The sequence below is a fragment of the Streptomyces sp. NBC_00568 genome (assembly GCF_026341855.1).
GTDB lineage: Bacteria > Actinomycetota > Actinomycetes > Streptomycetales > Streptomycetaceae > Streptomyces.
In genome coordinates this window covers 6,057,145-6,082,598 of record NZ_JAPENW010000001.1, presented here as the reverse complement: position 1 = coordinate 6,082,598, position 25,454 = coordinate 6,057,145, and the positions used below count along the sequence as shown (strand labels likewise).

The following is a 25,454-nucleotide window of genomic DNA, read 5'->3' as shown; positions in this document are numbered from 1 at the left end:
CCTCGAAAGAGCCCGGTGGGGCCTCATCAGGGGGCGGGGGCCTCATGAAGAGGGGGACACCGGTCTCCGGTGTCCCCCTCGGGGCCGCTAGTCGCGCGAGGCGATCAGATGCTCGGCGTGTTCTTGGAGCGACCGCACGCCCACGTCGCCGTGGTTCAGCGCGTCGATGCCCTGGACGGCGGCGGCGAGCGCCTGCACGGTCGTCAGACACGGGACCGACCGGGCCACGGCCGCCGTACGGATCTCGTAGCCGTCGAGGCGGCCACCGGTGCCGTACGGCGTGTTGACGATGAGGTCGACCTCGCCGTCGTGGATCAGCTGGACGATGGTCTTCTCGCCGTTCGGGCCCTCGCCCTCGCTCTGCTTGCGCACGACCGTGGCGTTGATGCCGTTGCGCTTGAGCACCTCGGCCGTGCCGGAGGTGGCCATCAGCTCGAAGCCGTGGGCGACGAGTTCCCGTGCCGGGAAGATCATCGAGCGCTTGTCGCGGTTGGCGACCGAGATGAAGGCGCGGCCCTTGGTGGGCAGCGGACCGTACGCGCCCGCCTGCGACTTCGCGTACGCCGTCCCGAACACCGAGTCGATGCCCATGACCTCGCCGGTGGAGCGCATCTCCGGGCCGAGCACCGTGTCGACGCCGCGTCCGTGGATGTCGCGGAAGCGCGACCACGGCATGACGGCCTCCTTGACGGAGATCGGCGCGTCGAGCGGCAGGGTGCCGCCGTCGCCGTTCGCCGGGAGCAGGCCCTCGGCGCGCAGCTCGGCCACGGTCGCGCCCAGCGAGATACGGGCGGCGGCCTTCGCCAGCGGCACCGCGGTCGCCTTCGAGGTGAAGGGGACGGTGCGCGAGGCCCGCGGGTTGGCCTCCAGGACGTAGAGGATGTCACCGGCCATCGCGAACTGGATGTTGATCAGCCCGCGGACGCCGACGCCCTTGGCGATGGCCTCCGTCGAGGCGCGCAGCCGCTTGATGTCGAACCCGCCGAGGGTGATCGGCGGCAGCGCGCACGCCGAGTCGCCGGAGTGGATGCCGGCCTCCTCGATGTGCTCCATGACGCCGCCGAGGTAGAGCTCCTCGCCGTCGTACAGCGCGTCGACGTCGATCTCGATCGCGTCGTCGAGGAACCGGTCGACCAGAACCGGCCGGGAGGGGCTGATCTCGGTCGACTCGGCGATGTACGAGGACAGCCGCGTCTCGTCGTACACGATCTCCATGCCGCGCCCGCCGAGGACGTACGAGGGCCGGACGAGGACCGGGTAGCCGATCTCGTCGGCGATCGCCTTGGCCTCGGCGAAGGTGGTGGCGGTGCCGTGCTTGGGAGCCGGCAGGCCCGCCTCCGCGAGGACCCGCCCGAAGGCGCCGCGGTCCTCGGCGGCGTGGATCGCCTCGGGCGGGGTGCCGACGACCGGCACGCCGTTGTCCTTGAGCGCCTGCGCGAGACCGAGCGGGGTCTGGCCGCCGAGCTGCACGATCACCCCCGCGAGGGGACCGGCCAGCGACTCCGCGTGCACGATCTCCAGCACGTCTTCCAGCGTCAGCGGCTCGAAGTACAGGCGGTCGGAGGTGTCGTAGTCCGTGGAGACGGTCTCCGGGTTGCAGTTGACCATCACGGTCTCGTAGCCCGCGTCGCTGAGCGCGAAGGAGGCGTGGACGCAGGAGTAGTCGAACTCGATGCCCTGGCCGATGCGGTTCGGGCCGGAGCCCAGGATGATCACGGCGGGCTTCTCGCGCCGTGCGACCTCGGTCTCCTCGTCGTAGGAGGAGTAGAAGTACGGCGTCTTCGCCGCGAACTCGGCGGCGCAGGTGTCGACCGTCTTGTACACCGGGCGCACACCCAGCGCGTGCCGCACCTCGCGCACGACGTCCTCGCGCAGCCCCCGGATCTCGGCGATCTGGGCGTCGGAGAAGCCGTGGCGCTTGGCCTCGGCGAGCAGCTCGGGGCCGAGCTTGTCGGCGGCGGCCAGCTCGTCCGCGATCTCCTTGATCAGGAACAGCTGGTCGACGAACCACGGGTCGATCTTCGTGAACTCGAAGACCTCCTCCTGCGTGGCGCCCGCCCGGATGGCCTGCATGACGGTGTTGATGCGGCCGTCGGTGGGCCGGACGGCCTCGCGCAGCAGCTCTGCCTTGTCGCCGGGCTCGCCGACGAAGGCGAACTGGCTGCCCTTCTTCTCCAGCGAGCGCAGCGCCTTCTGCAGCGCCTCGGTGAAGTTGCGGCCGATCGCCATGGCCTCGCCGACCGACTTCATGGTGGTCGTGAGGGTGGAGTCGGCGGACGGGAACTTCTCGAAGGCGAAGCGGGGAGCCTTGACGACGACGTAGTCGAGGGTCGGCTCGAAGGACGCCGGGGTCTTCTCGGTGATGTCGTTCGGGATCTCGTCGAGCGTGTAGCCGACGGCCAGCTTGGCGGCGATCTTGGCGATCGGGAAGCCGGTGGCCTTGGAGGCGAGCGCGGACGACCGCGAGACACGCGGGTTCATCTCGATGACGATGATGCGGCCGTCCTCGGGGTTGACCGCGAACTGGATGTTGCAGCCGCCGGTGTCGACGCCGACCTCGCGGATGATCGCGATGCCGATGTCGCGCAGCCGCTGGTACTCGCGGTCGGTCAGCGTCATCGCCGGGGCGACGGTGATGGAGTCGCCGGTGTGGACGCCCATCGGGTCGAAGTTCTCGATGGAGCAGACGACCACGACGTTGTCGTTCTTGTCGCGCATCAGCTCCAGCTCGTACTCCTTCCAGCCGAGGATGGACTCCTCCAGGAGCACCTCGGTGGTCGGGGAGAGCGTGAGGCCCTGACCGGCGATCCGGCGCAGCTCCTCCTCGTCGTGGGCGAAGCCGGAACCGGCGCCGCCCATGGTGAAGGAGGGCCGGACGACGACGGGGTAGCCGCCGAGCGTCTCGACGCCCGCGATCACGTCGTCCATGGAGTGGCAGATCACGGACCGGGCGGACTCGCCGTGGCCGATCTTCTCGCGCACGGCCTCGACGACGCCCTTGAAGAGGTCGCGGTCCTCGCCCTTGTTGATCGCCTCGACGTTGGCGCCGATCAGCTCGACGCCGTACTTCTCCAGCACACCCTGCTCGTGCATGGAGATCGCGGTGTTGAGGGCCGTCTGGCCGCCGAGCGTCGGCAGCAGGACGTCCGGGCGCTCCTTGGCGATGATCTTCTCGACGAACTCGGGGGTGATCGGCTCGACGTACGTGGCGTCGGCGATCTCCGGGTCGGTCATGATCGTCGCCGGGTTGGAGTTGACGAGGATGACCCGCAGGCCCTCGGCGCGCAGGATGCGGCACGCCTGGGTGCCGGAGTAGTCGAACTCGGCGGCCTGGCCGATGACGATCGGGCCGGAGCCGATGACCAGGACGGACTGGATATCGGTGCGCTTAGGCACGCTGGCCCTCCATCAGGGAAACGAAGCGGTCGAACAGGTAGGCGGCGTCGTGCGGGCCGGCTGCCGCTTCGGGGTGGTACTGGACGCTGAAGGCCGGCTGGTCGAGCAGGTGGAGGCCCTCCACCACGTTGTCGTTGAGGCAGACGTGGGAGACCTCGGCGCGGCCGTAGGGGGTCTCGGAGACCTTGTCGAGCGGGGCGTCGACGGCGAAGCCGTGGTTGTGCGCGGTGACCTCGACCTTGCCGGTCGTACGGTCCTGCACGGGCTGGTTGATGCCGCGGTGGCCGTACTTCAGCTTGTAGGTGCCGAAGCCGAGGGCGCGGCCGAGGATCTGGTTGCCGAAGCAGATGCCGAAGAGCGGGGTCTTGCGGGCGAGCACTTCCTGCATCACCGCGACCGGCCCGTCGGCCGTGGCCGGGTCGCCGGGGCCGTTGGAGAAGAACACGCCGTCGGGGTTCATGGCGTAGACGTCCTCGGCGGTGGCCGTCGCGGGCAGCACGTGCACCTCGATGCCGCGTTCGGCCATCCGGTGCGGGGTCATGCCCTTGATACCCAGGTCGACGGCGGCGACCGTGAACTTCTTCTCGCCGATCGCGGGGACGACGTACGTCTCCTTGGTGGCGACCTCGGCGGCGAGGTTCGCGCCCTTCATCTCGGGCGCCTGGCGCACCTCGGCGAGCATGGTGCCCGCGTCGGGCAGCGCGTTGCCGGAGAAGATGCCGACGCGCATGGCGCCGCGCTCACGCAGGTGGCGGGTGAGGGCGCGGGTGTCGATGCCGCTGATGCCGACGACACCCTGGTTGCGCAGTTCCTCGTCCAGCGAGCGCCGGGAGCGCCAGTTGGAGGGCACGCGCGCGGGGTCGCGGACGACGTACCCGGCGACCCAGATCCGCTGCGACTCGGGGTCCTCGTCGTTGACGCCGGTGTTGCCGACGTGCGGGGCGGTCATCACGACGACCTGGCGGTGGTACGACGGGTCGGTGAGGGTCTCCTGGTAGCCGGTCATGCCGGTGGAGAACACCGCTTCGCCGAAGGTCTCCCCCACGGCCCCGTAGGCGCGGCCGTGGAAGACCCGGCCGTCCTCCAGGACGAGTACGGCGGGAAGCGCCTTCTGCCTCTGCGAGGCGTTCCCCTGAGTGGAGGTCGTCATCGTGCGCCTTCCGTTTCCGTCTTGTTGATCATGCCGGTCAGGGTGTCGACCCATTCGTTGTGCTCGGCCGCGCGGTCCGAGCGGAAGCCGGAGTCGAGGAGCCTGTCGCCGTGCGCCCAGGTGACGACGAGGAGTCCGCCCTCGGTGAGGACCTTGCCCGCGATGCCCTTGTCGAGCCGGGCCTCGCGCAGCTGCGCGGCCGGGACGAAGAAGTCGTTCGCGCCGGGGCGTACGACGTCCAGTCCCGCGTCCGTCAGGGTGAGCTCGGCCCGGCTGCGGGTGCCCAGGCCGTGCGCCACGATGCGGTCGAGCCACTGTCCGGCGGTGGTGGAGCCGTGGTAGCGGCCGCTCATGCTCAGTTTCACCGGGCCGGGGTCTTCCGGCGCGGTGGGAAGCTCGGGCAGGTCGCCCTGGAGGGTGCCGCGCCACTTCCAGCCCTCGCGCATCAGCCAGTAGACGAGCGCGATGAAGAGGGCGAGGCCGACGAGCCAGCCGATCCGGGCGGCCCAGTCGGTCACTTCCGCCGACTTCTGTTCGGCGGCCATGGAGATGAGAGGTGTCACGCGAGCTTCCCGTCGACGAGGGTGGCCTTGCCCCGCAGCCAGGTGTGGGTGACCCGGCCCGGCAGCTCACGTCCCTCGTAGGGGGTGTTGCGGCTGCGCGAGGCGAAGCCAGCGGGGTCCACCGTCCCACGGTATGCCGTGTCGACCAGCGTGAGGTTGGCGGGCTCACCTGCCGAGACGGGACGTCCGTGGCCGGTGGCCCGGCCGATCGCGGCGGGCTTGACGGACATGCGGTCGGCGACGCCGGCCCAGTCGAGCAGCCCGGTCTCGACCATCGTCTGCTGGACGACGGACAGCGCGGTCTCCAGGCCGACCATGCCCATGGCGGCGGCGGCCCACTCGCAGTCCTTGTCCTCGTGCGGGTGCGGCGCGTGGTCGGTCGCGACGATGTCGATCGTGCCGTCGGCGAGCGCCTCGCGCAGCGCCATGACGTCCCGCTCGGTGCGCAGCGGCGGGTTGACCTTGTAGACCGGGTTGTACGAGCGCACCAGCTCGTCCGTGAGGAGCAGGTGGTGCGGGGTGACCTCGGCGGTCACGTCGATGCCGCGGGACTTGGCCCAGCGGACGATCTCGACGGAGCCGGCGGTCGACAGGTGGCAGATGTGCACGCGCGAGCCGACGTGCTCGGCGAGCAGGACATCGCGGGCGATGATCGATTCCTCGGCCACGGCGGGCCAGCCGCCGAGACCGAGCTCGGCGGAGACGACGCCCTCGTTCATCTGGGCGCCCTCGGTGAGGCGGGGCTCCTGCGCGTGCTGGGCGACGACGCCGCCGAAGGCCTTCACGTACTCCAGCGCGCGGCGCATGATCACCGCGTCGTCGACGCACTTGCCGTCGTCGGAGAAGACCGTGACGCCGGCGGCGGACTCGTGCATGGCGCCGAGCTCGGCGAGCTTCTTGCCCTCCAGGCCGACGGTGACGGCGCCGATCGGCTGCACGTCGCAGTAGCCGTGCTCCTGGCCGAGCCGGTAGACCTGCTCGACCACACCGGCGGTGTCGGCGACCGGGAAGGTGTTGGCCATGGCGAACACGGCCGTGAAGCCGCCGCTCGCCGCGGCGCGCGTGCCGGTCAGCACGGTCTCGGAGTCCTCGCGGCCGGGCTCGCGCAGATGGGTGTGCAGGTCGACCAGGCCCGGCAGCAGCACCTTGCCGTCGGCCTCGACGACCTCCGCGCCCTCGGCGGACAGCCCGGTGCCGACGGCCTCGATGACCTCGCCGTCGATCAGGACGTCCTGCGGCTCGCCGCCGAGCACCTTCGCACCACGGATCAGAATCTTGCTCATCGTCTTACTTCTCCTCGGTACGGGTGTGGGTGACGGCGGGCTCGTTGCCGCCCAGCAGCAGATAGAGCACGGCCATGCGGATCGAGACGCCGTTGGCGACCTGCTCGACGACGGTGCAGCGGTCGGAGTCGGCGACCTCGGCGGTGATCTCCATGCCGCGGACCATCGGGCCGGGGTGCATCACGATGGCGTGCTCGGGCATCCTCGCCATGCGGTCGCCGTCGAGCCCGTAGCGACGCGAGTACTCGCGCTCGGTCGGGAAGAACGCTGCGTTCATCCGCTCGCGCTGCACGCGCAGCATCATCACCGCGTCGGACTTGGAGAGCGTGCTGTCGAGGTCGTACGAGATCTCGCAGGGCCAGGTCTCCACGCCGACCGGCACCAGCGTGGGCGGCGCGACGAGGGTGACCTCGGCGCCGAGGGTGTGCAGCAGGTCGACGTTGGAGCGCGCGACGCGGGAGTGCAGGACGTCGCCGACGATCGTGATGCGCTTGCCGGACAGGTCCTGGCCGATCCCGGCGTCCCGGCCGACGAGGCGGCGGCGCATGGTGAAGGCGTCGAGCAGGGCCTGGGTGGGGTGCTGGTGGGTGCCGTCGCCCGCGTTGATGACGACGGCGTCGATCCAGCCGGAGGTGGCGAGCCGGTACGGGGCTCCGGAGGCGCCGTGCCGGATGACGACGGCGTCGACCCCCATGGCCTCCAGGGTCTGGGCGGTGTCCTTGAGGGACTCGCCCTTGGAGACGCTCGACCCCTTGGCGGTGAAGTTGATGACGTCCGCGGAGAGCCGCTTCTCGGCGGCCTCGAAGGAGATCCGGGTACGGGTCGAGTCCTCGAAGAAGAGGTTGACCACGGTGCGGCCGCGCAGGGTCGGCAGCTTCTTGATCGGCCGGTCGGCGACCCGGGCCATCTCCTCGGCGGTGTCGAGGATCAGGACGGCGTCGTCGCGGGTGAGGTCGGCGGCCGAGATGAGATGACGCTGCATCTGTCAGGCTCCGTAAGGAAGTTCAGGGAGGATTCGGGCATGCGGGCGCGCGGGAGCGCACTCGGCGGCGTGGGCCGGAGTGCTACTGCTGCTCGCCCGGGGCGGTCCGCTTGGCACCGAGCAGCACGGTGTCGCGACCGTCCTCCTCGGCGAGCTGGACCTTGACCGTCTCCCGCAACGACGTGGGGAGGTTCTTGCCGACGTAGTCGGCGCGGATGGGCAGTTCGCGGTGGCCCCGGTCGACGAGGACCGCGAGCTGCACGGCGCGCGGCCGGCCGATGTCGTTCAGGGCGTCGAGCGCGGCGCGGATGGTGCGGCCGGAGAAGAGCACGTCGTCGACGAGGACGACGAGGCGGCCGTCGATGCCGTCACCGGGGATCTCGGTGCGGGCCAGCGCACGGGGCGGGTGCATGCGCAGGTCGTCGCGGTACATGGTGATGTCGAGGGAGCCGACCGGGATCTTGCGGTCGGTGATCTCTTCGAGCTTGTCGGCCAGCCTGCGGGCCAGGAAGACACCGCGGGTCGGGATGCCGAGGAGCACCACGTCGTCGGCGCCCTTGGCGCGCTCGACGATCTCGTGGGCGATGCGGGTCAGCACCCGCGCGATGTCGGGCGCCTCGAGAACGGGCCGCGCATCGGCTTCGTACTGCTGCTTGTCGTGCTCGGTGTCCATAAGAAACGGACCTCCTTCTCCGCCTCACGGGACGGATCATTAAAGGACGTCGGATTTGCGCCATCAACGGTACCAGCCCGGCAACGGACCTGATCACCCACCTTTGAGCCACCCCCGGTGACACCCGTGCGAGGGCCGGTCGAAAATCCTTCGGCTTGACGGGGGAGAGTAACGCTGCGTAACCTCACAGTGAGTCACCAGCCGCGCGGCGGAGCCGCACGTTGATACAGCGTCCGGGGAGCTATATGTCCAGCGAATACGCCAAACAGCTCGGGGCCAAGCTCCGCGCGATCCGCACCCAGCAGGGCCTTTCCCTCCACGGCGTCGAGGAGAAGTCCCAGGGCCGCTGGAAGGCGGTCGTGGTCGGTTCGTACGAGCGCGGCGACCGCGCCGTCACCGTGCAGCGCCTTGCCGAGCTGGCGGACTTCTACGGGGTTCCGGTCCAGGAGCTGCTGCCCGGCACCACTCCGGGCGGGGCCGCCGAGCCGCCGCCGAAGCTGGTCCTCGACCTGGAGCGGCTGGCCCACGTGCCGGCCGAGAAGGCGGGCCCGCTCCAGCGCTACGCGGCGACGATCCAGTCGCAGCGCGGCGACTACAACGGCAAGGTGCTGTCGATCCGCCAGGACGACCTGCGCACCCTCGCCGTCATCTACGACCAGTCCCCCTCGGTCCTGACCGAGCAGCTGATCAGCTGGGGTGTGCTGGACGCGGACGCGCGCCGCGCGGTCGCCCACGACGAGGGCTGACCCCTTAGGACACTCAGCAGAAACGTGCCGCCGGGGTGGCCGGAACCTGATGGTTCCGGCCACCCCGGCGCCTTTCTGCGGGCCTCGGAGGCCTCAGAGGTACGGGAACGCCGGAGGGCCCGCAGCGATCGCGCTGCGGGCCCTCCGGCGTTCCGTACGACCCCTCGGGGCCGTACGCCTGTCTCTGCCTGCCGCCTAGGCGTCGTCGCGGCGGAGCGACGGCTTCAGGTCCTTCAGACGGCCCAGCAGGCCGTTCACGAACGAGGGCGACTCGTCCGTGGAGAACTCCTTGGCCAACTGCACCGCCTCGTCGAGCACCACGGCGTCCGGGGTCTCGTCGACCCAGATCAGCTCGTAGGCACCGAGGCGCAGGATGTTGCGGTCGACGACCGGCATCCTGTCCAGCGTCCAGCCGACGGCGTACTGCGCGATGAGGTCGTCGATCCGGCGCACCTTGGTGGCGTAGCCCTCGACCAGCTGCATCGTGTACTCGCTCACCGGCGGCTGCCGGGTGTCGGACCGGGAGTGCCGGATCCAGTCCGCGAGAACCGTCAGGACGTCCACGCCGCGCTGGTCGCCCTCGAAGAGGATCTGGAAGGCGCGCTTGCGGGCCGTGTTGCGGGCAGCCACGGTTAGCTGTTCACCCGGCCGAGGTAGTCGCTGCTGCGGGTGTCGACCTTGATCTTCTCACCGGTGGTGATGAAGAGCGGGACCTGGATCTGGTGGCCGGTCTCCAGGATGGCGGGCTTGGTGCCACCGGTGGAGCGGTCACCCTGGACGCCGGGCTCGGTCTCCTGGATGACCAGCTCGACGGCGGCGGGCAGCTCGACGAAGAGCACCTCGCCCTCGTGCTGGGCGACGGTGGCCGTGAAGCCCTCGATCAGGAAGTTGGCGGCATCGCCGACGGACTTGCGGTCGACCATGAGCTGGTCGTACGTGTCCATGTCCATGAAGACGAAGTACTCGCCGTCCATGTACGAGAACTGCATGTCGCGCTTGTCGATCGTGGCCGTCTCGACCTTGACGCCGGCGTTGAACGTCTTGTCGACGACCTTGCCGGAGAGCACGTTCTTCAGCTTGGTGCGCACGAAGGCCGGGCCCTTGCCGGGCTTGACGTGCTGGAACTCGACGACGGACCAGAGCTGGCCTCCGTCGAGCTTGAGCACCAGGCCGTTCTTGAGGTCGTTCGTGGAAGCCACGGTTGCGGAATCTCCTGGACTGACGTGGACGACCCCGGCGCACGCGCACAGCTCGGAAAGCTAGAGCGCGAGCAGCTCCTTGGTCGTAATGGTGAGTAGCTCGGGTCCGCCGTCCGCCTCAGGGCGTACGACGAGCGTGTCATCGATCCTGACACCGCCCCGGCCCGGGATGTGGACCCCCGGTTCGACGGTGACCGGCACGCAAGCGTCCAGTTTACCCATGGCCGCGGGGGCAAGCTGCGGGTCCTCGTCGATTTCGAGCCCGACACCGTGCCCCGTCAGCGGCGGAAGGCCTTCGGAATGGCCTGCGGAGTCCAGTACCTGACGCGCCGCGCGGTCCACGTCCCGGTAGGCGGCGCCGGGTGCCAGCGCCTCCCGTCCGGCACGCTGGGCGGCGAAGACGAGGTCGTACAGCTCGATCTGCCAGTCGGCGGGCGAGGTGCCGATCACGAACGTACGACCGATCTCACACCGATAGCCGCGGTAGGTCGCGCCGAGACAGACGGAGAGGAAGTCACCCTCCTCGACGCGCCGGTCGGTGGGCCGGTGGCCGCGCCGTCCCGAGTTCGGGCCGGTGCCGACCGAGGTCGCGAAGGCCGGTCCGTCCGCTCCGTGGTCGACGAGCCGACGCTCCAGTTCCAAAGCGAGATGGCGTTCCGTCCGGCCGACCAGGATGGATTCGAGGAGTTCGCCCAGCGCCTGGTCGGCGATCTCGGCACCGATCCGCAGACAGGAGATCTCCTCCTCGTCCTTGATCACACGCAGCTGTTCCACCGCGCCGCCCAGGTCGGCCAGGCGCAGCCGCGGCGCGACCGAGCCGAGGGCGCGGTGCCGCGTCACGGTCAGGTGGTGCTCCTCGACCGCGAGGGACTCGGCGCCCTGGCCTGCCGCCAGTCCGGCGGCCGCGACGGCCGGATCACCGCCGGCGCGCGGCAGCACCCGCACGTTCAGCGCCTCGTCCGGGCGTCCTTCCACGGCCTCGCCGGTCGGCGGGCCGCCGCACAGCAGTATGTCCTCGCCGGTGCCGAGCAGAAGCACGGAGCCGTGCGGCGCCGCGCCGGCGAGATACCTCACGTTGGCGGGACGGGTCACGAGCGCGGTCGCGCTGCCACCCGCGGTACTGCGCTCCCGGAGCCGCCCTCTGCGGGTCGCGTACACCTCTGACATGAACCGAGCGTACGAGCGCCGGCCGGATGTCGCCGGTTCAGAGGGCCGGACGGGTAGGCCTGGGCCCGAACGGGCGGACCCGGGGCCCGCTCACCACTGCGGCGGGCTGGCGATCGACCGGGCGAGGACGTCGTCCAGGACACGGGCCGTGGCCGCCACGTCGAGCTGCGAGTTGTCGATGATCGGGAGCCCGGAGCCGTACCAGCCGGCCATCCGGCCGTGGATGCGCGCGACCTCCTCGTCGCTGAGCCGACGGTTCCCGGAGCGCTCCGCGTTGCGCTCCAGGACCACCTCCAGGCCCGGCAGGAGCACGACCGGCAGCAGCCCGGGACCGACGTGCCGCTTCCAGCCGCCGAGTCCGACGACCGGACGGTCGGGGAAGACAGCGTCGTCGAGGATGCAGGAGATGCCGTTGGCCAGGAAGTTGCGGGCCGCGAAGCCGCAGGTACGGCGGGCGAGACGATACTGCGCCTCGGAATGGTCGTTCCATCCCGACTGCGGGTCGGCGAAGCCCGAGCGCACCCATTCGCGGACGTCGTCGAGGCTGATGTGGGCCGTGGGCACCCGGCGGTGGTCCGCCCAGTACTTGGCGACACTGGTCTTCCCGGCGCCGGCGGGGCCGATGAGCAGGACGGCGAGCGTGGTGGCCGCCGGATCGGGCGCGCCTGTCGCGTGCGGCGGGCTCGGCATGGCCACCGGGGCGCCCGGAGGCAGTTGCACATGCCCGGTGGTGTCCGGCGCGGGCGGGACGGGATGGTGCTGGGGAGGCTGCGCGTGCTGCGGAGGCTGCGCGTGCTGCGGGGGCACCTGGTGCGGCGGCAGATGATGCTGCGGGGTCTGGGCGGGGGGAGCCCCGGGCGGCACCGGCGCTCCGGCGAACCCCGGAGCGGGTGCGGGACCCTGCTGCCCCGGATACTGTCCGGCCGGCGACCAACCGGCGGCCGGTCCTTGCCCCGGCTGGTGGGGCGGCGGCAGCGGAGCCCCCACTGCGTGCTGCATCCGGTGCCACTCCGTCTCGTACAGGCAATGGGCGCTGGCGGACGGGACGCAGGTCCCGCCGCTACCGAACGGTACCTTCCCCGGCCGCCGTTGTGTGAACGGCCGGGGAAGGTGCGAAGTGCCCGGGACGGAGGGGCAAAACGGGTTGAGCAGGGGTCCTTCGGAACATACGTCCGCGGAGGGTGCCGCCCGCTACTCGCCGACCTCGCCGTACGCCGCGAGCAGGACGGCCGGGTCCGGGCCCTCCAGGACGGTCGGCTTGGCCAGCCCGTCGAGGACGATGAAGCGCAGCAGGTCGCCGCGGGACTTCTTGTCGACCTTCATGTTCTCCACGAGCTTCGGCCACTGGTCGTAGCGGTAGCTCAGCGGGAGACCGACGGACTCCAGGATCGTGCGGTGCCGGTCGGCGGTCGCGTCGTCCAGCCGGCCCGCGAGGCGGCCGAGTTCGGCGGCGAAGTGCATGCCGACGGAGACGGCGGCGCCGTGCCGCCACTTGTAGCGCTCGTTCTTCTCGATGGCGTGCGCGAGCGTGTGGCCGTAGTTGAGGATCTCGCGCAGCCCCGACTCCTTGAGGTCGCCGGAGACGACCTCCGCCTTGACCTTGATGGAGCGCTCGATCAGCTCGGCGGTGTGCGGGCCGGCGGGCGTCCTGGCGGCCTGGGGATCGGACTCGATGAGCTCCAGGATCACCGGGTCGGCGATGAATCCGGCCTTGATGATCTCCGCGAGTCCGGAGACGAAGTCGTTGACCGGGAGCGAGTCGAGCGCCGCCAGGTCGCAGAGCACGCCCGCGGGCGGGTGGAAGGCGCCGACGAGGTTCTTGCCCTCGGCGGTGTTGATGCCGGTCTTGCCGCCGACCGCCGCGTCGACCATGCCGAGCACCGTGGTGGGCACCGCGATCCAGCGGACCCCGCGCAGCCAGGTCGCCGCCACGAAACCGGCCAGGTCGGTGGTGGCTCCGCCGCCGACGCCGACGATGACGTCGGTGCGGGTGAAACCGGACTGGCCGAGCGCCTTCCAGCAGTAGGCCGCGACCTCCGCGGTCTTGGCCTCCTCGGCGTTCGGCACCTGGATGGCGACGGCCTCGAAGCCCTGCTCCGCCAGGTCGGCGCGGAGCGCCTCGCCGGTCTCGGCGAGTGCCTCGGGGTGGACGATGGCGACACGCTGAGCCTTGTCGCCGATCAACCCGCCGAGTTCGCCGAGGAGTTGACGGCCGATCAGGACCTCGTAGGGGTCGGTGCCCGCTGTGCCGCCGACCTGGACGCGGGTCACTGCCTCGCTCATGCTTCCTTCAACTCCACTGCGTCGAGGACCGCTCGGGCGACCTCATCGGGGGTACGGCCGTCGGTCGCCACGACCGCGCGGGCGACTTCGGTGTACAGAGGGCGGCGCGCTTCCATCAACTCGCGCCACTGCCGGCGGGGGTTGACGGCGAGCAGCGGACGGGCCGCGTTCAGACCGGTGCGCTGGACCGCCTCCTCCACGTCCATGGAGAGATAGACGACCTGGTGACCGGCGAGCAGCGCGCGGGTGTCCGGGTCGAGGATCGAACCGCCGCCCAGCGCCAGCACACCGTCGTGCGCGGCGAGCGCCTCGCGCACCGCCTGCTTCTCGATGGCGCGGAAGGCGGACTCGCCCTCGTCGACGAAGATGTCGGCGATGGTGCGGCCCTGCGCGGCCACGATGTCGTCGTCCGTGTCCCGGTAGGCGCAGCCGAGCCGCTCGGCGACGAGCGCGCCCACCGTGGACTTGCCGACCCCCATCGGGCCGACCAGGACCAGCTGCGGCGCGGTCACCGGATGGCCAGGTTCTCGAGGTAGCTCTGCACGTTCCGGCGGGTCTCCGGGACGCTGTCGCCACCGAACTTCTCGCCCACGGCGTCGGCCAGGACGAGGGCGACCATGGCTTCGGCGACGATGCCCGCGGCCGGGACCGCGCAGACGTCGGAGCGCTGGTGGTGGGCCTTGGCGGCCTCGCCGGTGGCGACGTCGATGGTGGCCAGCGCGCGCGGCACGGTGGCGATCGGCTTCATCGCGGCGCGGACGCGCAGCAGCTCACCGGTGGTCAGACCGCCCTCGGTGCCACCGGAGCGGCCGGTGGAACGGCGGATGCCGTCCGCGGTGTGGACGATCTCGTCGTGGGCCTGGGAACCCGGCACCCGGGCCAGGTCGAAGCCGTCGCCGACCTCGACGCCCTTGATGGCCTGGATGCCCATGAGCGCGGCCGCGAGCCGGGCGTCAAGACGACGGTCCCAGTGCACGTGCGAGCCGAGGCCCACCGGTACGCCGTACGCGAGCACCTCGACGACACCGCCGAGCGTGTCGCCGTCCTTGTGGGCCTGGTCGATCTCGGCGACCATCGCCTTCGAGGTGTCGGCGTCGAGGCAGCGCACCGGGTCGGCGTCCAGCCTCTCCACGTCGGAAGGCTTCGGGTAGACGCCGTACGGCGCCTTGGCCGCGGCCAGCTCGACGACGTGGGAGACGATCTCGATCCCGGCCGTCTCCTTCAGGTAGGAGCGGGCGACCGCGCCGAGCGCGACGCGGGCCGCGGTCTCGCGGGCGGAGGCGCGCTCCAGGATCGGCCGGGCCTCGTCGAAGCCGTACTTCTGCATACCGGCGAGGTCGGCGTGGCCGGGCCGGGGGCGGGTCAGCGGGGCGTTGCGGGCGAGGTCGGCGAGGATCTCCGGGGCGACCGGGTCGGCCGCCATGACCTGCTCCCACTTGGGCCACTCGGTGTTGCCGACCATGACGGCGACCGGGGAGCCGAGGGTCAGGCCGTGCCGGACGCCGCCGAGGAAGGTGACCTCGTCACGCTCGAACTTCATCCGGGCACCGCGTCCATAACCCAGGCGCCGCCGGGCGAGGTGGTCCGCCACCATCTCCGTGGTGATCGGGACGCCGGCGGGAAGGCCCTCCAGCGTCGCGACAAGTGCGGGACCGTGGGACTCCCCCGCGGTCAGCCAGCGCAACCTGCTCAACGGTGCTCCTCATGCTCGCGCCCTGGTACTGCTGCTGCGTACACGCGTCCTCGCGTACGGCGACGGCGCGACCGGGTGCGCGGCCCTGGCCCGCCGCCTCCGATCCTCCCACGTTCGGCGGCGGGAACCGGCCGCAGGTCCATCAGGCGGACGCACCCGGCCGGGTCGCGTCGTCCCGCGTACGCCCCCAGGAGCGCCGGAGCGGGCCTGCCCCGGCCGTCTCGGCGACCGGCTCCCCGGCCGTGCCGGCGGGCATCCCGGGAAGCGTCACGGCCTCGACCGGGGTCGCCTACCGGGCCGCCAGCGCGTGTTCGCCCGCCTTGCGCATGGCGCCGAGCGGCGCGGGCGTGCGCCCGGTCATCTGCTCTACCTGGAGCACCGCCTGGTGCACGAGCAGGTCGAGTCCGCCGACCACGGCTCCGCCGTACGCCGACCAGCGCGCCGCGAGAGCGGTCGGCCAGGGGTCGTACAGCACGTCGAAGAGGGTCGCGGGGCGCTCCGGAGCGGCGGCGGCCAGCGCGTCCGTGGTCCCCGCCGGAGTCGTGGCGATCACCAGCGGCGCCCGCAGGGCCTGTTCCGCGTCCGCCCAGTCCTCGGTGCGCACCTCGATGTCGAGCCGCTCGCCCCACTGCCGCATCTCGGCGGCCCGCTCCTTGCTGCGGACGTACGCGACGACCTCGCCGGTGCAGATCCGGGCGAGGGCAGCCAGCGCGGAGGAGGCGGTGGCGCCGGCACCGAGAACGGCGGCGGAGTCGACCTGCTCGATGCCCCGCTCGCGCAGCGCGGCGACCATCCCGGGGATGTCGGTGTTGTCGCCGACGCGCCGCCCGTCCTCCGTGAACACGACGGTGTTGACCGCCTCGACGGAAGCGGCCGTCTCGCTGATCTCGTCGACCAGCGGCATCACGGCCCGCTTCAGCGGCATGGTCAGCGACAGCCCGGCCCACTCCGGTCCGAGTCCCTCGACGAAAGCGGGCAGCGCCGCCTCGTCGATCTCGAAGCGGTCGTACGTCCAGTCCCCGAGGCCCAGCTCGCGGTACGCGGCGCGATGCAGCACCGGCGAGAGGGAGTGCGCGATCGGCGAACCGAGCACAGCAGCCCGGCGAGCGTCAGTTGCCCGAGCTGGCATTGAATTTGTCCTTGAGTTTCTCGAACTGGGCCAGCGTCTTGGCGAATTCCGTATTGTTCTGACCGTCGGTCGCCACGAAATACATCCAGCCGTCCTTCGTGGGGTTGAACACCGCCCTGAAGGCATCGTCGTCCGGGTTGCCGATCGGACCGGGCGGCAGGCCCCTGTGGTAATACGTGTTGTACGGGTCCGGATTGCTGTTGATCTCGGACTCGCCAATGTTGATCTTACTCTGGCCCTTCAGGTAATTGAAGGTCGAGTCGAACTGCAGCTTCTGGTTGGTCTCGGTATTGGTGATCTTCAGGCGGTTGTAGACGACCTCGGCCATCTTGCGGTAGTCGTCGTGCGTCTTGCCCTCGGCCTGGACGAGGCTCGCGACCGTGATCACCTGCAACGGATCGTCGAGCTTGAAGGCCTTCGCCTTCGCTTCGAGTTCCATCGCCGCGTACTTCTTGTTGGCCTGCGCGACCATGCTCTTCAGCACGGTCTCGGGCTTCATGCCCTTGGCGGCGGGATACGTGAGCGGGTAGAGGAATCCTTCCAGCGGATCCTTTATGTCCTTGTCGGTGTTCGCCCACTTCGGGAGCCCCAGGCTCTTGTATTCCTTCTTCGCGACCTTGGCGGTGGTGCCGCGGGAAAGTCCGAGCTTCTTGTCGATCGCCGCGTACACCTGGGAATTGCGGGCACCGGGAAACACGACCACGTTGTTCTGGCTCTTGGGGTCGAGCATCAACGCGACGGCGCTCGAGGCCGACATCCCCTTCCGCAGGAGATAGGCGCCCGCCTGAATCGACTTGCCCTTGGGATTATCCGCCTGAGCGGAGACGAAAGCGTCCACGCTCTTGACGACACCGAGATCCTTGAGCTTCTGGCCGATCGCGTAGCCACCCTGGCCCTTGGTGATCTCGACGGGCACCTGTCCCGTGCCCTCGCCCGAGTAGTCGGGAGCGGAGCCGAAACGATTTTGGTAGTACTGATAGCCGAAATATCCGGCGCCGGCGAGACCGCCTCCGAAGACCATGACGACCACCAGGCAGGCGCAGCCACTGCGGCGCTTCTTGCCCTTGCCGCCGCCCCGGTCCTTGCGGTCACCGCGGCCCCGGCGGCCCTTCGGGTCGTCATCGTCGTCGAAGTCGTCGTCATCGTCGCCACCGGCGAAGAACGCGTGCTCGCCCTGGTCCGGTCCCGGATCCCAGTCCGGCTTCGGCTCGGGTTCGGGCGCGCGCTCCGGCTCGGGCTCGGCACGGCGCCGGGCCGGCGGCTCGGGCGGCGGGTAGGCGTCCGGGGTGCCGTAGTAGTCGGGCTGCTCACCGGCGTACTGGCCCGCGTAGGGGTCGGCCGGGTCGGCGGCGTACGGCATCTGAGGCTGTGCCCCGGTGTTCCAGCCGCCGTCGGTGTACTGCTGCTGCCCGCCCTGGGACGGGTACTGCTGCTGGCCCTGTCCGGGGTACTGCTGCTGACCCTGACCGTTGTACTGCTGCTGTCCCTGGTCCGCGTACCCATGCTGGCCCTGGCCGGGGTACTGCTGCTGACCCTGGTACTGCTGCTGGCCCTGGCCGGGGTACTGCTGCTGGTCCTGGTACTGCTGCTGCCCCTGACCCGGGTACTGCTGCCCCTGGCCGGGGTACTGCTGCTGGCCCTGCCCCGGGTACTGCTGCTGACCCTGGCCCCAGTCGCCCTGCTGCGCCTGCTGCTGCGGATAGTGCTGCGGCTGGCCGCCGTCGTAGGCGGACTGGCCGTCGGCGGCCTGTCCGCCCCATCCGACGTCCCCGTACAACGGGTCCTCCGGATGCCACGGTTCGGAGCCTGGGCCCCGGCCATACTCAGTCATCGATCCCCTACGAGCCGCGAGCCGGCAGCGGCCGGCTCCATTGGCTCGGCTCCCGTCCGCCTCTTTAATGTGCGAGGGCTGTTCGAACACCACCGCATCGGGCGGAACGTTACCGTATCGCGATCACATGACCACTTCGACGCCCTCGCCGGGAGACTTGCCTGACACTCGTTCGGATTCCAGCGCCTGCTGGAGAATGACGACGGCGGCGGCCTGGTCGATCACCGACCGGCCTTTCTTCGATTTCACGCCCGAGGCGCGCAGGCCCTGACTGGCCGTGACCGTGGTCATTCGCTCGTCCACGAGCCGCACCGGAACGGGAGCGATCCCGCCCGCGAGCTCCTGGGCGAAGGCACGGACCTTGACCGCGGCGGGGCCCTCGCCCCCCTTGAGGGAGCGAGGGAGCCCGACGACGACCTCGATCGGCTCATACTCCTCGACGAGCTGCCGCAACCGGCGGTGGGCGGCCGGGATGTCACGTCCCGGGACCGTCTCCACCGGTGTCGCGAGGATCCCGTCGGGGTCGCACGAGGCGACCCCGATCCGGGCGTCCCCGACGTCGATCGCGAGCCGACGTCCTCTGCGCATGTCCGCGGCCTCTACTTGGCCGTCTCGGCGACGAGGCGCTGGACCGCGTCGATGGCGTCACCGATGGCGGCGGGGTTCTGGCCGCCACCCTGGGCGACGTCCGGCTTGCCGCCACCGCCGCCGCCGAGCGTCTTGGCGGCGGCGCGGACCAGTTCACCGGCCTTCAGACCGCGCTCGCGGGCGGCCTCGTTGGTGGCGATGACCGTCAGGGGCTTGCCGCCCGCGACCGTGAACAGGGCCACCACGGCGGCCCGTCCGCCCTGGATGCGGCCGCGCACGTCGAGGACCAGCTTGCGCAGGTCGTCGGCGCCTGTGCCGTCCGGGACCTGGCCGGTGACCAGCGCGACGCCGTTGACGTCCTTGGCGGACTCGACGAGACCGGCGGCGGCCTGGAGGACCTTCTCCGCGCGGAACTTCTCGATCTCCTTCTCGGCGTCCTTCAGCTTGCCGAGCATGGCGGAGACCTTCTCCGGAAGCTCCTCCGGGCGGCCCTTGACCAGTTCCTGGAGCTGGGCGACGACCGTGTGCTCACGGGCGAGGAAGTTGTACGCGTCGACGCCGACCAGGGCCTCGATGCGCCGCACGCCGGAGCCGATGGACGACTCGCCGAGCAGCTTGACCAGGCCGAGCTGGGAGGTGTTGTGCACGTGGGTGCCGCCGCACAGCTCCTTGGAGAAGTCGCCGATGGTCACGACGCGGACGCGCTCGCCGTACTTCTCGCCGAACTCGGCGATGGCGCCCTGCTTCTTGGCCTCGTCGAGGCTCAGGATCTCGGCGTGCACGTCCAGGTCGCGGGCGAGCACCTCGTTGATCTGCTGCTCGACATCGGTCATCACGGCCGTCGGGACGGCGGACGGGGAGCCGAAGTCGAAGCGGAAGCGGCCGGGCTGGTTCTCGGAACCGGCCTGGGCGGCCGTCGGGCCGAGAGCGTCGCGCAGCGCCTGGTGCGTGAGGTGCGTGGCCGAGTGGGCGCGGGCGATGGCCGTACGACGGCGTACGTCGATGGTGGCCTGGGCCTTGGCGCCGACGGTGACCTCGCCGACCTGGACGACGCCCTTGTGGACGTACACGCCCGGGACGGGCTTCTGGCAGTCGCGGATCTCGATGACGGCACCGGTGTCGACGCGGATGCGGCCCGTGTCACCGATCTGACCGCCGCCCTCGGCGTAGAACGGGGTGCGGTCGAGGACGATCTCGACCTCGTCGCCCTCGGTGGCGGCCGGGGAGGAGACACCGTCGACGAGGATGCCGACGACCGTCGACTCGGCCTCGGTGCGGTCGTAGCCGATGAAGTCGGTCTCGCCGGCGGCGTCGGCGATCTGACGGTAGGCGCCGAGGTCGGCGTGACCGGTCTTCTTGGCGCGGGCGTCGGCCTTGGCCTTGTCCCGCTGCTCCTTCATCAGACGGCGGAAGCCGTCCTCGTCCACCGACAGGCCCTGTTCGGCGGCCATTTCGAGGGTGAGGTCGATCGGGAAGCCCCACGTGTCGTGGAGCAGGAAGGCCTTGTCGCCGGCGAGGACCGTGCCGCCGGACTCCTTGGTGTCGGTGATGGCCGTGTCGAGGATGTTCGTGCCGGCCTTCAGCGTCTTGAGGAAGGCGGCCTCCTCGGCGAGGGCCACGGTCTCGATCCGCTGCCGGTCGCTGACCAGCTCCGGGTACTGCTGGCCCATCATCTCGATCACGACGTCGATGAGGTCCTTGACGACGGGACCGGTGGCACCGAGCAGCCGCATGTTGCGGATGGCGCGGCGCATGATGCGGCGCAGCACATAGCCGCGGCCCTCGTTGCCGGGGCTCACGCCGTCGCCGATCAGCATCACGGAGGTGCGCATGTGGTCGGTGACCACGCGCAGCGAGACGTCGGAGTCGTGGGCGGCGCCGTACTCGACGCCCGTCAGCTCGGTGGCCTTCTTGATGACGGCCATGGAAGTGTCGATCTCGTACATGTTCTGCACGCCCTGCAGAATCATGGCGAGGCGTTCCATGCCGAGGCCGGTGTCGATGTTCTTGCTGGGCAGGTCGCCGAGGATCTCGAAGTCGTCCTTCGAGAGGCCCTCGCCGCGCTCGTACTGCATGAAGACCAGGTTCCAGATCTCCACGTAGCGCTCGTCGTTGACGGCCGGGCCGCCCTCGACGCCGAACTCGGGGCCGCGGTCGTAGTTGATCTCGGAACACGGGCCGCAGGGGCCCGGGACGCCCATGGACCAGTAGTTGTCCTTCTTGCCGAGGCGCTGGATGCGCTCGGCCGGGACGCCGATCTTGTCGCGCCAGATGGTCTCGGCCTCGTCGTCGTCGAGGTAGACCGTGATCCACAGACGCTCGGGGTCGAGGCCGTAACCACCCTTGTCCTGGGGCGAGGTGAGCAGCTCCCAGGCGTAGGTGATGGCGCCTTCTTTGAAGTAGTCGCCGAAGGAGAAGTTGCCGCACATCTGGAAGAACGTGCCGTGCCGCGTGGTCTTGCCGACCTCTTCGATGTCGGGTGTGCGCACGCACTTCTGCACGCTGGTGGCGCGCGACCACGGCGGCTTGACCTCGCCGAGGAAGTACGGCTTGAAGGGGACCATGCCGGCGGGGACGAGGAGCAGAGTCGGGTCGTCCGCGATGAGCGACGCCGAAGGGACGACGGTGTGACCGCGCTCCTCGTAGAAGCTCAACCAGCGGCGGCGGATTTCAGCCGACTCCATCAGTGGTCCTCATTCCGGTTGTACGTGTACGTCGTGTTCTCGATGTACTTGATCTGCTTGTTGTTGCCGAGCTGCTTGCCGTCGCCGATCGCGGCGATACGGCGCTGCGCGGGCAGTTCGGGGTCCGGGCGCTCGTTCAGACCGAGCACCTCGCCGAGTTCGGCCTCTCGCTGGGCCATCCCGTCGCGGACGTCGAGCGCGAACTCCTTGAGCCGGTGGCCCGCGTCGATCGCCTTGTTGGCGGCCTGTGCCGCGAGGCTCTCGGGGGTCAGCTTCTTGAGCTTGCGGTTGACTTTGGTGGTGGCCCATACACCCGCGGCTGCGCCTGCGGTGAACCAGAACGTACGGCGGAACATCGCTGCGTCAGTCCTTCTTCCGCTTTCCCCGCCGCGCGGACGGGACGGTGCGGCCCACGATCACGGTACGCCGGGACGCTTTGTCGGGCACATTCTCACGACGGCCTCCGATGGCCCGGCGCACGCCGTAGCCGAACGCCGCGACCTTGACCAGCGGGCCGCCGAACGTGGAGGCGACGGTCGTCGACAGCGCGGACGCGTTCGACGTGACCTCCTGGACGTCCGACGCGATGGCGTCGACGCGCTCGATCTGCGTCTGCGCGGAGCGCACCGCCGCCGATGCGTCCGCCAGGAGCGGGACGGCCTGGTCGGTCACGTCCGCCACGAGCTTGGTGGTCGCCCTGAGCGTCTGGGCCAGCCTCGCCAGCGCGACGGCGAGGAAGGAGACCAGGATCGCCCAGAAGACGGCCACCAGAATCCCGGCCACCTCACCACCGGACACTGTTGCACCCGCTCCCTGACTGCGTGCCTGAACATCGAAAAGTCGTCACCCGACCCTATCGCGCCGGGGCCGCCGCTCCGTACCGCATTAACGGCGCCGGGGCGTGGACTTGCCCGAAGCGATTGTACGGAGTGCTAGCAGGCCAGTACGCTCCGTATTTCATGACGCGTTCTCACCGCGCCCGGTCCTCCGGTCCTGCGGATCCCGGCAATCTGCCCCTGGAACTCGACGCGTTCGTAGGACGCTCCACCGAACTCGTGCGGCTGGCCGAGGTGCTGAAGACGGTCCGCCTGGTCACCGTGACCGGCATGGGAGGCGTCGGCAAGTCACGGTTCGCGGCCCACGCGGCGGCGCGGACGGATGTGCGCGACGGTGTGTGGCGCGTGGACCTGTCCGCGGTGCACGACCAGGAACTCGTCGAGTACGCGGTGGTCGAGGCGCTCGGACTGACGGACCACACCGCGAAGCCCCCGCGGCAGGTGCTGCTCGACCATCTCGCCGGACGGCGGCTCCTCCTCGTCCTGGACGGTTTCGAGCATCTGGTGGAGGTGAGCGCCTCGCTGGTGGGCGAGTTGCTGCGGCGGTCGCCCGGGCTGCGGGTGCTGGCCGTCGGCCGCAGACCGCTGGACGTCGCGGGTGAACGGGTGTTCCCGCTGGCTCCGCTGGCCGCGGCGGAGGCGGCGGAGCTGTTCGCGGACCGGGCGGCGGCCCGGGTGCCCGGGTTCACGCTGGACGACGGGAACCGGTCGGACGTACAGGAGCTGTGCCGGCGCCTGGACGGAATCCCGCTGGCACTGGAACTGGCGGCCGGACGTCTCAGCGCCCTCTCCCCCGCTCAGCTGCTCGCCCGGCTGGAGGACCGGTTCCGGCTGCTCACCGGTGGGGGGCGTGACGCGCCGCCCCGGCACCAGACGCTGCGGACGGCGATCGGCTGGAGCCATGAACTGTGCACGCCGGAGGAACGGCTGCTGTGGTCACGGCTGTCGGTGTTCGCCGGGCAGTTCGACCTGGAGGCCGCCGAGTACGTGTGCAGCGGGGACGGACTGCCCGCCGACGACGTCCTCGACGTGCTCGGCGCCCTGCTCGCGCAGTCGGTGCTGTCGCGCGAGGAGACGGCGGCGGGGGTGCGCTACCGGATGCTGGACACGGTCCGGGCCTACGGCGCGGACTGGCTGGCGGCGACGGGTGACGCGGAGCGGCTGCGCCGCCGCCACCGCGACTGGTACATGGGACTGGCCACCTGGTGCGAACTGGACTGGTTCTCGCCGCGGCAGGGCGAGGTGGCGGTCCGCGTCGAGACGGAACTGCCCAATCTGCGCTGCGCGCTGGAGTACTCGCTCACCGAGCCGGACGAGGCGCATCTGGGCCAGTACCTGGCGGGTGCCCTGTGGTTCTACTGGGTCGGCTGCGGCCGGCTCTCGGAGGGCCGGCACTGGCTGGAGCGCAGTGTCGAACTCGACGGCGACCGTGATCAGTCACGGCTGAAGGCCCTGTGGGTGCTCGGCTATGTGGCGGTCCTCCAGGGCGACGCGGTGCCCGCCCTGTCCGCGCTCCAGGAGTGCCGCGAGGAGGCGGAACGCTCCAAGAACGCCGTGGCGGTCGCCTACGCCGAGCATCGCACCGGCTGTCTGGCCCTGGTCACGGACGACATGACGCGCGCCGAGACCCTGCTGCGCTCGGCGCTGGACCGCTATCACGAGATCGGCGAGCTCAACAGCAATGTCCTGATGGGCCAGGTCGAGCTGGCGATGGCGCTCGCCTTCCAGGGCGATCTGCCGGGCGCGGTGAAGCTGTGCGAGGACGTCCGCCGGGTCTGCGAGGACCACGGGGAACGCTGGGCGCTGGCGTACGCGCTGTACGTCCTGGCGTACGAGGCCCAGGTCCAGGGCGATCAGGTCCGTGCCCGCGACCTCCTGGAGCAGAGCCTCGGTATCGCGCACACCTTCCACGATCTGCTCGGCGCCGTCCTCGCGGTCGAGCTGCTCGCCCTGGTCACGGCGGTGGAGGGCGATCCGGCGGAGGCGGCGCTGCTCCAGGGGGCGGCATCGCGGATGTGGCCGTCGGTGGGCCTGCCGCTGTTCGGCTCGGCGTACTACAACGCGCCGCACGAGCGCTGCGCCGCCCTGGCCCGGCAGCGGCTGGGCGACGAACGGTACGAGGAGTGCGTACGGGCGGGAGAGCTGCTTGGGCAGGACGCGGCGGTCGCCCGTGCGCTCGGCGGGGCGGGGGCTCTGCCGCTCGGGGCGGTGCCGTCGCCGCGCAGGCTGCCTCCGGACATGCGAAAGCCCGCCGTCTCGCCCACCTCGAAGGGCGGGGAGACGACGGGCTGACACTGACGCGCAGGTGGTGCTACGTCCGCCGGAAGAAGATCAGCGGGCGTAGTACTCGACGACGAGCTGCTCGTCGCAGATCACCGGGATCTCCTTGCGGTTCGGCTCACGGTCCAGGCGGAAGGCCAGGGCGGCGAGGTTCACCTGGAGGTAGCGCGGGGTCTCGCCGTCGGGGGCGAACCCACCGGCACGGGCGACCTCGAACAGCGTCTTGCTGCGGCTGCGCTCGCGGACCATCACGACGTCGTCGGGACGGACACGGAACGACGGCTTGTCGACCTTGCCGCCGTTGACCTCGATGTGGCCGTGGACGACCATCTGGCGGGCCTGGTAGATCGTGCGGGCGATGCCCGAACGAAGGACCAGCGCGTCGAGACGACGCTCCAGCTCGATGACCAGAGCCTCACCGGTCTTGCCCTGCGTCTTGGCGGCACGCTCGTAGGCGCGGACGAGCTGGCGCTCGGACACGTCGTACTGCGCGCGCAGACGCTGCTTCTCGAGCAGACGGACCTTGTAGTCCGAGTTCTGCTTGCGGCCGCGGCCGTGCTCGCCCGGCGGGTAGGGGCGGGCCTCGAAGTACTTGACGGCCTTCGGGGTCAGCGCGATGCCGAGGGCACGCGACTTCTTGACCTTGGGGCGGGACTGGTTCGCCATGAACCAAACACCTCATGTCTCTGATGCGAATACGGCTTCACCAGGGTTAGGGGAGGTCGCAATCCGCAGCCCGGGAAACCCTCCTCGCCGCCGTGAAGATCCACGGGGACGGGGCGGGCAGCCGCTCCTGGGTCTGGGCACATAAGTGCAGCACGCGAGTGGCCCACCGACCGGTCCCGGAGATCCGGGTGGTGATGGGCTGCCCGCGACACCTTCGACGGTGCGCGACGCTCCTGGAATCCCCCCGTGGAGGCGGGGGCTCCGGCTGGATGTCCCGTTCTGGTGGTGCCGACCGGAGCCGGACA

General features: G+C 70.4%; 22 protein-coding genes. 2 read left to right on the top strand and 20 right to left on the bottom strand.

The window, feature by feature from the left end:
• Positions 1–87: 87 nt before the first annotated feature.
• The 6 genes from carB to pyrR form a co-directional block, all read right to left on the bottom strand.
• Positions 88–3,396: a carbamoyl-phosphate synthase large subunit gene (gene carB / locus OOK38_RS26475; RefSeq protein WP_266756486.1), complete on the bottom strand. Its 3,309-nt coding sequence runs from the start codon at positions 3,394–3,396 to the stop codon at positions 88–90.
• Positions 3,389–4,546 (bottom strand): glutamine-hydrolyzing carbamoyl-phosphate synthase small subunit, encoded by a 1,158-nt coding sequence (carA, locus tag OOK38_RS26470; RefSeq protein WP_266756488.1) that lies wholly within the window; start codon positions 4,544–4,546, stop codon positions 3,389–3,391. The genes carB and carA overlap by 8 nt, the downstream gene beginning before the upstream one ends.
• Positions 4,543–5,109, bottom strand: coding sequence for a hypothetical protein (locus OOK38_RS26465; RefSeq protein WP_266756490.1), 567 nt, complete (start codon positions 5,107–5,109; stop codon positions 4,543–4,545). The genes carA and OOK38_RS26465 overlap by 4 nt, the downstream gene beginning before the upstream one ends.
• Positions 5,106–6,392 (bottom strand): dihydroorotase, encoded by a 1,287-nt coding sequence (locus tag OOK38_RS26460; protein WP_266756492.1) that lies wholly within the window; start codon positions 6,390–6,392, stop codon positions 5,106–5,108. Before OOK38_RS26460 ends, OOK38_RS26465 begins: the two co-directional genes overlap by 4 nt.
• A gap of 4 nt (positions 6,393–6,396) precedes the next feature.
• A complete protein-coding gene (locus tag OOK38_RS26455; protein WP_266756494.1) occupies positions 6,397–7,374 on the bottom strand; it encodes an aspartate carbamoyltransferase catalytic subunit in 978 nt (325 codons plus the stop codon).
• 82 nt (positions 7,375–7,456) lie between these two features.
• Complete coding sequence (gene pyrR / locus OOK38_RS26450; protein WP_266756496.1) at positions 7,457–8,047, bottom strand: bifunctional pyr operon transcriptional regulator/uracil phosphoribosyltransferase PyrR; 591 nt, start codon at positions 8,045–8,047, stop codon at positions 7,457–7,459.
• A 245-nt stretch (positions 8,048–8,292) separates the two neighbouring features.
• Here pyrR and bldD point away from each other — a divergent pair, with 245 nt between their 5' ends.
• Positions 8,293–8,793, top strand: coding sequence for a transcriptional regulator BldD (bldD, locus tag OOK38_RS26445; RefSeq protein ID WP_037621142.1), 501 nt, complete (start codon positions 8,293–8,295; stop codon positions 8,791–8,793).
• 195 nt (positions 8,794–8,988) lie between these two features.
• On the opposite strand, the gene nusB is transcribed toward bldD, so the two are convergent.
• The 13 genes from nusB to OOK38_RS26380 all read right to left on the bottom strand — a co-directional run bounded on the left by nusB (position 8,989) and on the right by OOK38_RS26380 (position 22,165).
• Positions 8,989–9,423 (bottom strand): transcription antitermination factor NusB, encoded by a 435-nt coding sequence (gene nusB / locus OOK38_RS26440; protein ID WP_266756498.1) that lies wholly within the window; start codon positions 9,421–9,423, stop codon positions 8,989–8,991.
• A 2-nt stretch (positions 9,424–9,425) separates the two neighbouring features.
• Entirely contained in the window at positions 9,426–9,992 is a 567-nt protein-coding gene (gene efp, locus OOK38_RS26435) for an elongation factor P (RefSeq protein ID WP_266756500.1), read from the bottom strand.
• A 60-nt stretch (positions 9,993–10,052) separates the two neighbouring features.
• Positions 10,053–11,159 (bottom strand): aminopeptidase P family protein, encoded by a 1,107-nt coding sequence (locus tag OOK38_RS26430; RefSeq protein ID WP_266756501.1) that lies wholly within the window; start codon positions 11,157–11,159, stop codon positions 10,053–10,055.
• 90 nt (positions 11,160–11,249) lie between these two features.
• On the bottom strand, positions 11,250–12,158 hold the full coding sequence (locus tag OOK38_RS26425; protein WP_266756503.1) for a Pro-rich N-terminal domain-containing protein: 909 nt from the start codon (positions 12,156–12,158) through the stop codon (positions 11,250–11,252).
• A 192-nt stretch (positions 12,159–12,350) separates the two neighbouring features.
• Positions 12,351–13,442, bottom strand: coding sequence for a 3-dehydroquinate synthase (gene aroB / locus OOK38_RS26420; protein WP_266756505.1), 1,092 nt, complete (start codon positions 13,440–13,442; stop codon positions 12,351–12,353).
• Entirely contained in the window at positions 13,439–13,921 is a 483-nt protein-coding gene (locus OOK38_RS26415; RefSeq protein WP_266765588.1) for a shikimate kinase, read from the bottom strand. The genes aroB and OOK38_RS26415 overlap by 4 nt, the downstream gene beginning before the upstream one ends.
• A 29-nt stretch (positions 13,922–13,950) precedes the next feature.
• The gene (aroC, locus tag OOK38_RS26410) at positions 13,951–15,135 is read right to left on the bottom strand and encodes a chorismate synthase (RefSeq protein WP_266756507.1); all 1,185 of its coding nucleotides are present in this window, start codon (positions 15,133–15,135) and stop codon (positions 13,951–13,953) included.
• Between the two features lie 289 nt (positions 15,136–15,424).
• Entirely contained in the window at positions 15,425–16,264 is an 840-nt protein-coding gene (locus tag OOK38_RS26405; protein ID WP_266756509.1) for a shikimate dehydrogenase, read from the bottom strand.
• A complete protein-coding gene (mltG, locus tag OOK38_RS26400; protein ID WP_266756511.1) occupies positions 16,245–18,095 on the bottom strand; it encodes an endolytic transglycosylase MltG in 1,851 nt (616 codons plus the stop codon). The genes OOK38_RS26405 and mltG overlap by 20 nt, the downstream gene beginning before the upstream one ends.
• A gap of 123 nt (positions 18,096–18,218) precedes the next feature.
• Positions 18,219–18,683 carry a Holliday junction resolvase RuvX gene (gene ruvX, locus OOK38_RS26395; RefSeq protein WP_266756513.1) on the bottom strand — a complete coding sequence of 155 codons (465 nt, stop codon included), beginning with the start codon at positions 18,681–18,683 and terminating at the stop codon, positions 18,219–18,221.
• Between the two features lie 11 nt (positions 18,684–18,694).
• Complete coding sequence (gene alaS, locus OOK38_RS26390; RefSeq protein ID WP_266756515.1) at positions 18,695–21,367, bottom strand: alanine--tRNA ligase; 2,673 nt, start codon at positions 21,365–21,367, stop codon at positions 18,695–18,697.
• Positions 21,367–21,723 (bottom strand): DUF6167 family protein, encoded by a 357-nt coding sequence (locus tag OOK38_RS26385; RefSeq protein ID WP_266756516.1) that lies wholly within the window; start codon positions 21,721–21,723, stop codon positions 21,367–21,369. The genes alaS and OOK38_RS26385 overlap by 1 nt, the downstream gene beginning before the upstream one ends.
• A 7-nt stretch (positions 21,724–21,730) precedes the next feature.
• Positions 21,731–22,165, bottom strand: coding sequence for a DUF948 domain-containing protein (locus OOK38_RS26380; protein ID WP_266756517.1), 435 nt, complete (start codon positions 22,163–22,165; stop codon positions 21,731–21,733).
• Between the two features lie 161 nt (positions 22,166–22,326).
• On the opposite strand from OOK38_RS26380, the gene OOK38_RS26375 reads away from it, so the two are divergent.
• Positions 22,327–24,495: a regulator gene (locus OOK38_RS26375; protein WP_266756519.1), complete on the top strand. Its 2,169-nt coding sequence runs from the start codon at positions 22,327–22,329 to the stop codon at positions 24,493–24,495.
• Between the two features lie 39 nt (positions 24,496–24,534).
• On the opposite strand, the gene rpsD is transcribed toward OOK38_RS26375, so the two are convergent.
• Complete coding sequence (rpsD, locus tag OOK38_RS26370; RefSeq protein ID WP_148007813.1) at positions 24,535–25,149, bottom strand: 30S ribosomal protein S4; 615 nt, start codon at positions 25,147–25,149, stop codon at positions 24,535–24,537.
• Between the last annotated feature and the right edge of the window lie 305 nt (positions 25,150–25,454).